Annotated in this window: 7 protein-coding genes and 1 pseudogene; all 8 read left to right on the top strand. The window is 73.2% G+C overall.

What is annotated here, in order from left to right:
* A pseudogene (locus tag IE330_RS38765) lies at positions 1 to 679 on the top strand (hypothetical protein); the annotation flags it as partial.
* Entirely contained in the window at positions 676 to 1,644 is a 969-nt protein-coding gene (locus IE330_RS06380; protein ID WP_190134862.1) for a complex I subunit 1/NuoH family protein, read from the top strand. The pseudogene IE330_RS38765 and the gene IE330_RS06380, both read left to right, overlap by 4 nt.
* The gene (locus IE330_RS06375; protein ID WP_190134861.1) at positions 1,644 to 2,339 is read left to right on the top strand and encodes a 4Fe-4S binding protein; all 696 of its coding nucleotides are present in this window, start codon (positions 1,644 to 1,646) and stop codon (positions 2,337 to 2,339) included. The genes IE330_RS06380 and IE330_RS06375 overlap by 1 nt, the downstream gene beginning before the upstream one ends.
* Entirely contained in the window at positions 2,336 to 3,010 is a 675-nt protein-coding gene (locus tag IE330_RS06370) for an NADH-quinone oxidoreductase subunit J family protein (protein WP_229925424.1), read from the top strand. The genes IE330_RS06375 and IE330_RS06370 overlap by 4 nt, the downstream gene beginning before the upstream one ends.
* A complete protein-coding gene (nuoK, locus tag IE330_RS06365; RefSeq protein WP_190134860.1) occupies positions 3,010 to 3,453 on the top strand; it encodes an NADH-quinone oxidoreductase subunit NuoK in 444 nt (147 codons plus the stop codon). Before IE330_RS06370 ends, nuoK begins: the two co-directional genes overlap by 1 nt.
* On the top strand, positions 3,450 to 5,444 hold the full coding sequence (locus IE330_RS06360; RefSeq protein WP_190134859.1) for an NADH-quinone oxidoreductase subunit 5 family protein: 1,995 nt from the start codon (positions 3,450 to 3,452) through the stop codon (positions 5,442 to 5,444). Before nuoK ends, IE330_RS06360 begins: the two co-directional genes overlap by 4 nt.
* Before the next feature lie 6 nt (positions 5,445 to 5,450).
* Positions 5,451 to 7,031 (top strand): NADH-quinone oxidoreductase subunit M, encoded by a 1,581-nt coding sequence (locus IE330_RS06355; protein WP_190134858.1) that lies wholly within the window; start codon positions 5,451 to 5,453, stop codon positions 7,029 to 7,031.
* Positions 7,028 to 8,587 carry an NADH-quinone oxidoreductase subunit N gene (locus IE330_RS06350; RefSeq protein ID WP_229925423.1) on the top strand — a complete coding sequence of 520 codons (1,560 nt, stop codon included), beginning with the start codon at positions 7,028 to 7,030 and terminating at the stop codon, positions 8,585 to 8,587. Before IE330_RS06355 ends, IE330_RS06350 begins: the two co-directional genes overlap by 4 nt.
* Positions 8,588 to 8,807 lie beyond the last annotated feature (220 nt).

Raw genomic sequence — 8,807 nt, 5'->3', positions numbered from 1 at the left:
GGCGGCCGGACGCGCCGCCGCGGGGGAGCGGCCGCCGCGCCGCACCCGTTCGGCGTCGGAAGGTTCGGCAAGCCAGGCCGCGAGCCCGGCCCCCGTCGAGGCCGCGGGCCAGGCCCCCGTCCAGGCCACGGACCAGGCCACCGGTCAGCCGGAGGCGGCCCCCGCGCCGCGCCCCCGGCGTACGCGCAGCGCCGGCCAGGGCTCAGCCTCGCAGCGTACGGAGGCCGCGGAGGCCGCGCAGATCGCCTCCGAGGCGCCCTCGACCTCCGGCCTGCCGACAGCGCCGTCCGACAGTGCGACCTCGCCCGCACCGACCCCGGCCGCGGACCCCCAGGCCGCCAGGACCCCGGCCGCCGAGCCCCCGGCCACGGAGCGGCCCCGACCCGCCCCGCGCAGCGCCGACGCCCCGTGGCACCACGCCCGTCCGGCTTTCGACATGCCGGAGGAGACACCGGCCAAGAAGACGGCGGATCTGGAAGACACCGGTAGCGAAGACACCGGTAGCGAAGACCTCGGTGGCGAACACCCCGGTAGCGAAGACAGCGGTCGCGAAGACCCCGGTAACCAGGAGAGCCCCGGCGACGGAGAACGCCCCGGCGACGGTGCCCAAGCTGACCAAGGTGCCCAAGGCGACCAAGGTGCCCAAGAGGACACCGGTAACGAAGGAGGCCCGCAGTGAACGACGCCCTCGACGTCGCCCTGCGACTCCTCGTCGTCTTCGTCGCCTTCCTCGCGCTGCCCCTGATCATCGGCCAGACCGAGCACAAGGTGATGGCGCACATGCAGGGCCGCCTCGGCCCCATGTACGCGGGCGGCTTCCACGGCTGGGCCCAGCTCGTCGCCGACGGCGTGAAGTTCGCGCAGAAGGAGGACATCGTCCCGGCCGACGCCGACCGCCGCGTCTTCCAGCTCGCCCCGGCCATCGCGCTCCTGCCCTACCTCCTGGTGCTCGTCGCCATCCCCGTCGGCCCGCAGGAGGGCGCCGTCGGCGAGGTCGTCGACGCCGGTGTGTTCTTCGTCCTCGCCGTGATGGGCGTGGGCGTCCTCGGCCCGCTGATGGCGGGCTGGGCGTCGGCCAACAAGTTCTCGCTGCTCGGCGGCCTGCGCACCGCCGCGCAGCTCCTCGCGTACGAACTGCCGATGCTGCTCGCCGCCGCCTCCGTCGCGATGGCGGCGGGCACGGTGTCGCTGCCCGGCATCGTCAACGCCTTCGAGTGGTGGTGGCTGCCCTGGCAGATCGTGGGCGCCCTGGTCTTCTTCGTCGCCGGACTCGCCGAGCTCCAGCGGCCGCCCTTCGACATGCCCGTCGCCGACTCGGAGATCATCTTCGGCGCGTACACCGAGTACACGGGTCTGCGCTTCGCCCTGTTCCTGCTGGCCGAGTACGCGGGCATCGTCGTCCTCTGCGGCCTGACCACCGTCCTCTTCCTGGGCGGCTGGCACGGTCCCTGGGGCGCGGACGGCCTCGGCTGGGTGTGGACGCTCCTGAAGACCGCCGTCCTCGCCTTCGTCGTCATCTGGCTGCGCGTCAGCTACCCGAGGCTCCGCGAGGACCAGCTCCAGAAGCTGTCCTGGACCTTCCTCGTCCCGCTCGCCCTGGCGCAGATCGCGCTCACCGGAATCGTGAAGGTGGCGATCAACTGATGGCCGCACAGCCCCCGCCCGCCCGGCCCCGGATCCCCGGCAGCGGCCTCGCCAAGGGCCTGGCCGTCACCCTGCGCACGATGACGCGGAAGTCCGTCACCGAGCAGTACCCGGACGTCCAGCCCGACCTGGCGCCCCGTACCCGGGGCGTCATCGGCCTGTTCGAGGAGAACTGCACGGTCTGCATGCTCTGCGCCCGCGAGTGCCCGGACTGGTGCATCTACATCGACTCCCACAAGGAGACGGTGCCGCCCGCCGCGCCCGGCGGCCGCGAGCGCAGCCGCAACGTCCTCGACCGCTTCGCCATCGACTTCTCCCTCTGCATGTACTGCGGCATCTGCATCGAGGTGTGCCCCTTCGACGCGCTGTTCTGGTCCCCGGAGTTCGAGTACGCCGAGACCGACATCCGCGACCTCACCCACGAGCGCGACAAGCTCCGCGAGTGGATGTGGACCGTCCCGGCCCCGCCCGCCCTGGACCCCGCGGCCGAGGAGCCCAAGGAACTCGCCGCCGCCCGCAAGACCGCCGACAAACTCGCCGCGGAGCAGGCCGCGGAGCCCGGCGCGGGGCAGGCCGCCGAGACCCCCGCGCAGCAGGCCGCCGAGCCCGGCGCGGGGCAGGCCGCCGAGCCCGCCGCAGGGCAGCAGGCAGCCCGGCCGGAGACCGAGCCCGCGCCGAAGGAGGGCGAGTCGTGAACCTCGCCGCGCAGCACCACGGCTTCCTCTCCCCGACCGGCGTCGAGATCGCCTTCCTCCTCGTCGGCCTCGTCACCCTCGGCGCGGCGGTCGTCACCGTCACGACCAAGCAGCTCGTGCACGCCGCGCTCTGGCTGGTCGTGGCGCTCGGCGGGCTCGCCGTCGAGTACCTCCTCCTGTCCGCCGAGTTCATCGCCTGGGTACAGGTCCTGATCTACGTCGGCTCCGTCGTCGTGCTCCTCCTGTTCGGGCTGATGCTCACCAGGGCCCCCATCGGCCGCTCACCGGACGCCGACTCGGGCAACCGCTGGGTCGCGCTCGGCGTGGCGCTCGCTGCCGCCGCCGCCCTGGTGTGGGTCGTCGTGGACGCGTTCCGCACCCAGTGGATCGACCTGGACGGCCCCGCCCAGGGCTCCACCGACGTCACCGGCGCGATCCTCTTCCGGCACTGGGTGCTGCCCTTCGAGGCGCTGTCGGTCCTGCTCCTCGCCGCCCTCGTCGGCGCGATCGTCCTCTCCCGCAAGTCCGACCGGGAGTCCGGCAGGACCGAGCAGGAGTCCGGCAAATCCGACCGGGAGTCCGGCAAGACCGACCGGAAGTCCGGCGACCGGACCCGCGCGAACCACGGGACACAGGCACCCCAGCAGGCACGCAAGGAGGGCACCCGCTGATGCACCTCGCCTACCCCGCCGTCCTCGCCGTCCTCCTCTTCTGCGTCGGCCTGTACGGCGTGCTCGCCCGGCGCAACGCGATCCTGGTCCTGATGTCCGTCGAGCTCATGCTCAACGCCGTCAACCTCAACCTCGTCGCGTTCGACGTCTGGCTGCGCGACCGGCTGCACTCCGGCCAGGCCCTGACGCTCTTCACCATCGCCATCGCCGCCGCCGAGATCGGCATCGGCCTCGCGATCGTCCTGGCCGTCTACCGCAACCGCGGCACCTCCGCCGTCGACGACCTCCGCGACACCGCCGAACGCCCCGACGGCGGCGACGGCGACGACGGCACGGAGGGTGCCGCCCTGGACGAGCCCGCTCCGGACGAGCCCGCCCCGAACCAGGCGTCCCCGAAGCCGCAGTCGTCCCCGACGTCGCAGAAGGCCGAGGCCACCGCGTGACCACCACCACCCTCGCCGTCCTCGTCCCCCTCCTGCCGTTCCTCGGAGCCGTCGCCGGCCTGCTGCTCGGCCGCTCGGTGCCCGGCCTGGCCCGCCCGCTCGCGGTCCTGCCCACGCTGACGTCGCTCGTGCTCGCCGCCCTCGTGGCCGTCCGCCAGGGCGGCGACACGGCCGTGGACGCGGCGACCCAGCTCACGCCCACCGGCTCGGTCCCGATCGACCTCGCCCTGCACATCGACGGCTTCGCCGCGCTCGTCGCCGTCCTCGTCGGCGTCGTCGCCACCTGCGTGCAGATCTACTCGACGGGCTATCTGCACGACGACCCGCGCTACCCCTCGTACGCCGCCCTCGTCTCGCTGTTCACCTCCGCGATGCTGCTCGTCGTCTACTCCGGCGACCTGATGGTGCTCCTGGTCGGCTGGGAGGTCATGGGCATCTGCTCGTACTTCCTCGTCGGCCACTACTGGGAGACCCCCGAGGCGCGGGCCGCGTCCCTCAAGGCCTTCCTGGTCACCAAGCTCGGCGACGTCCCCTTCCTGATCGGTCTGTTCGCCCTCGCCGCCGACGCCGGCTCGTTCCGGATCACGACCGTCCTCGCGACCGTCGCGGACGGCGGCCTCGACCACCCGACGCTCGTCGCGCTGCTGCTCCTCGCCGGTGTGGCGGGCAAGTCCGCGCAGTTCCCGCTGCACACCTGGCTGCCCGACGCGATGGCGGGCCCGACGCCCGTCTCCGCGCTCATCCACGCCGCGACGATGGTCGCCGCCGGTGTCTACTTCGTCGCCAGGATCCTCCCGGTCATCGCCGCCTCCCAGGCCGCGCTCGTCGTCCTCGCCGTCATGGCCGCCGTCACGATGGCTGGTTCGGCGCTCGCCGCGCTCGCCCAGGACGACATCAAGCGCGTGCTCGCGTACTCGACCGTCGGGCAGCTCGGCTACATGACCGGCGCGCTCGCCGTCGGCGACCGGGGGGCCGCCGTCTTCCACCTCCTGTCCCACGGCGCCTTCAAGGCGCTCCTCTTCCTCGCCGCGGGCGTGGTCATCCACGCCGCGGGCACCAACTCGCTGGCCGCCATGTCCCGCATGCGAAACCTGCGCGACCGCGTTCCGGACGCCTACTGGACGATGACCGTGGCGCTCCTCGCGCTCGCCGCGATCCCGCCGTTCAGCGGCTTCTTCTCCAAGGAGGCCGTCCTCGGCGCCGCCGAGCACGCCGCCACCGGACACGCCGGACCCGTCCCGGGCGCGGCGGGCTGGATCGTGCTCGTCGCCGCGCTCGCCACCGCCCTGCTCACCGCCGCCTACGCGACCCGCCTGTGGCTGCGCGCCTTCCACGGCACCGGCGCCGAGGCGCCCGACCACGGCAGGCAGCCGGTCACCATGACGGCCGTCCTGTGGGTGCTCGCCGTCCCGTCGCTCGCCTTCGGCGTCACCGTCGGCACCCTGCCCGACTGGTTCGACGGCCACGACCTCGCCCCGAAGCTCACCACCTCCGTCCTCGGCACCGGCCTCGCCCTGGCCGGCGCCCTCGTCACGTACGGCGCCTGGCGGCACACCACGGCGCTCGCCGCCCGCGCCCCGATCGGCGCGGTCGCCGCCCACCCGCGGGCGGACGCCGGCCAGGTCGAGGCCGCGGCCATCGCCACGCACGCCCCCGCGTACGGGGACGTCGCGAGCGCCCCCGACCCGGCGGACCCCGGCCGCCTCCTGCTCGGCCCGCTGCACCGCCACGCCGCCGTCGGCTTCCACCTCGACGCCGTCTACGCGGCCCTGTTCGTCCGCCCCGTCCGGGCGGGCGCCCGCCTGGTGCGCTTCCTCGACCGCGAGGTCGTCGACACTTACGTGCGCGGCGCGGGCACCGCGCCCCGCCTGCTCGGCGCGGCCGTCCGGCGCGCGCAGACCGGCAACGTGCAGACCTATCTGAGCGCGCTGCTCGCGGGCACCGTCGTCCTGGCGGTCGCCGCCGTCCTCGTCGCCACCGCCGGAGCGTGAGCCGCCGTGATCGGTATCAGTGAGTCCGTGATGCAGTTCCTTCTCGCGTTGATCGTCGCCGGCCCGCTCATCGGCGCCGTCGCGGCCCTCCTGCCGGCGCCGCCCGGGCTGAAGGGGAAGTCGCCCGACCAGGCCGTGCTGCGCCACGGCGTGGTCGTGACCGGGGCCGTGCTCATCGCCGCGATCGTCCTCGCGCTCGGCTTCGACCACGACCACCCGTCGAGGATGCAGGCCACGACCGACATCAGGTGGATCCCCGCGCTCGACGTGCGCGTCCACCTCGGCGTCGACGGCATTTCCCTCCCCCTCCTGGTCCTGACCGCGCTGCTGACCTTCCTCTGCGCGCTGTACAGCTACTTCAAGATGCCGGAGGGACCCTCCCCCCGGGCCTTCGTCGCGCTGGTCCTCGTCCTCGAGGCCGGCACCCTCGCGACCTTCGCCGTCCTCGACCTGCTGCTGTTCTTCCTCGCGTTCGAGATGGTCCTGATCCCGATGTACTTCCTCATCGCCCGCTGGGGCGGGGCGCGACGGGGGCCCGCCGCCTGGAAGTTCATCCTCTACACGCTGCTCGGCTCCGTCGTGATGCTGCTCGGCCTCCTCCTCATCGGCCTGAAGTCCGGCACGTTCGACATGGTGGCACTCGCCACTGACAACGACCCGGGGCTCACCACATCCGTGCAGGTCACGGCCGTTCTGGCGATCGGCGTCGGGCTCGCGGTGAAGACGCCGATGTGGCCGCTGCACAGTTGGCTGCCGGACGCGCACACCGCCGCGCCGACCGTCGGCTCGGTCCTGCTGGCCGGCGTCCTGCTGAAGATGGGTACGTACGGGTTCGTCCGGATCCTGCTGCCGATCGCGCCGGACGGCATGGAGACCTTCGCGCCCTACCTCGCCGCGTTCGCCGTCGTCGGGATCGTCTACGGGTCGCTCGCCTGCCTCGCGCTCGCCAGGCCCGGCGCGAAGGGCGACCTCAAGCGCCTCATCGCGTACTCCTCCGTCGGCCACATGGGCTTCGTGCTCCTCGGCATCGCGACCATGACCCCGACCGGCGTGAACGGCGCGCTCTTCGCGAACATCGCCCACGGCCTCATCACCGGCCTGCTGTTCTTCCTCGTCGGCGCGGTCAAGGACCGCACGGGCACCAGCGACCTGGACACCCTCGCCCAGGAGTCCGGCGCCGCCCTGTACGGCAAGGCCCCCCGCCTCGGCGCCCTGCTCGCCTTCGGCGCCGTCGCCTCGCTCGGCCTTCCCGGACTCGCCGGGTTCTGGGGCGAGATGCTCGCCCTGTTCGGCGCGTTCGACCCCGCCGACGGCCTCAGCCGCCCCGCCTTCCTCACCTTCATGGCGATCGCCGCCTTCGGCACCCTGCTCACGGCCGCGTACATGCTCATCGTCGTACGCCGCGTCTGCATGGGCCCGGGGGCCGGGACGGAGCAGGCGCCGCGCCTCGCCGACGTCCACGGCTACGAGTTCGCCGCCTGGACCCCGCTCGTCGCCCTGACCGTCCTCGCCGGACTCTGGCCCGCGGCCCTCCTCGGCCTCACCGACCCGGCCGTGCAGCAGCTCCTCGCGGGAGGAAAGTCGTGACCGTCGCCCCCACCGACAGCGGCTTCGTCGCAGGCGCCGCGAACGTCGTCCAGTCCGTCGACTGGCTCGCGATCGCGCCGCCCACCATCGCGGCCGTCGTCGGCCTCGCCGTGCTCGTCACCGACCTCTTCGTGCCCGAGCGCCGCAAGGAGCTGCTCGGCTGGATCTCCGTGGCGGGCCTGGCGGCGGCCGGCCTCTCCTTGCTGCCGATCCTGGACGACGAGCGCTCCACGTTCTGCGTGGTCGGCCGCGGCGACACCCTGTGCAGCTACACGGCCGACGAGTTCACGCTCGTCATCCAGCTCCTCGTCCTCGGCGGCGCCCTCCTGACGGCACTGCTCTCGCTGAGCACCCTCAAGGACGCGCGGGCCGCGGGCAAGGAGATCCCCGAGGGGGAGTTCTGGTTCCTGCTGCTCTCCTCCGCGGCGGGCGCCGCCCTGCTGCCCGCGGCGCGCGACCTCGCCACGCTCGTCGTCGCCCTGGAGGTGGCCTCGCTGCCCGCCTTCGCCCTCGTCGGCCTCAAGCGCGGTGACCGGCGCTCCTCCGAAGGCGCCCTGAAGTTCTTCCTCTCCTCGGTCACCGCGACCGCCGTGACCCTCCTGGGCGCGAGCTTCGTCTACGCCGCCACGGGCACCCTGCACCTCGCGGAGATCGGTGCCGAACTGGGGGAGGTGGACGGCGATCTGCGGACCCTCGCGCGCGCGGGCGTCGTCCTCACGCTCGTCGGCTTCGCCTTCAAGGTGGCGGCCGTACCGTTCCACTTCTGGGTACCCGACACTTACGTAGGCGCGCCGTTGCCGGTCGCCGCCTACTTGTCGGTCGTCGGCAAGGCGGTCGGCTTCACCGGCCTCATCCTGGTCCTCGTCGTCGCCTTCCAGGAGTACCACGACGTCTGGGGCCCGGCCCTGGCCGTCCTGGCCGCGCTCACCATGACGGCCGGCAACGTGGCCGCCCTGCGCCAGCGCCCCACGCGCGCGTACAGCGCGGTCCGGCTGCTCGCCTGGTCCTCGGTCGGGCAGGCGGGCTACCTCCTGGTGCCGATCGCGGCCGCCGGGTACGCCGACCGCCCCTCGCAGGCCGACAGCGCCGTCGGCTCCACCGTCGCGTACGCCCTGATGTACGCCGCCGTGAACCTGGGGGCCTTCGCCGTCGCCGCCCTGGTGGGGCGCACCCATGCGCGCAACCGCGTCAGCGACTACCGGGGCCTGTACGCCCGGAGCCCCCTGTCGGCCCTCACGCTGGCCTTCTTCCTGCTGTGCCTGGCCGGCCTGCCGCCCGGGATCATCGGCCTCTTCGCGAAGGTCACCGTCTTCTCGGCGGCCGTCGACGCGGGCCTGGGCTGGCTCGCCGTCGTCATGGCCGCCAACGTGGTGATCGCGCTCTACTACTACCTCCAGTGGACCGCGCTGCTGTTCCGCGCTCCCGAGGGCGAGCCCGAGCGCTACCGGGTCCCCGCCCCCCTCACCGTCGCCGTGGCCCTCGCCGCGGTCCTCGGCGTGGCCCTCTCCGGAGCGCCCCAGCTCGTCCTGAGGTTCACCACGTCCGGCTTGTTCTGACCGCGACACCAGAAAGCCACCCGGGACGGCACCCAGGGCGGCCCACGGCACCACGCAGGACGCCGCCAGGACCTCACCGGCGCCGTCACCCGGACGGCTCACGGCGCCTCCGGCGGGCACAAGGGAACTAGCACCTCCCGCCTGGCGTTGACCAGGAAGGGAGGGTCCACTGAACAGTGGAAGCCCCTGCAAACAGAGGGTTCCCTCGCGCACCACCAGG

The organism is Streptomyces longispororuber (assembly GCF_014656095.1).
Taxonomy (GTDB): Bacteria; Actinomycetota; Actinomycetes; order Streptomycetales; family Streptomycetaceae; genus Streptomyces; species Streptomyces longispororuber.
The sequence above is the reverse complement of the archived record's forward strand: the minus strand, read 5'-3'. Positions and strand labels throughout refer to the sequence as shown.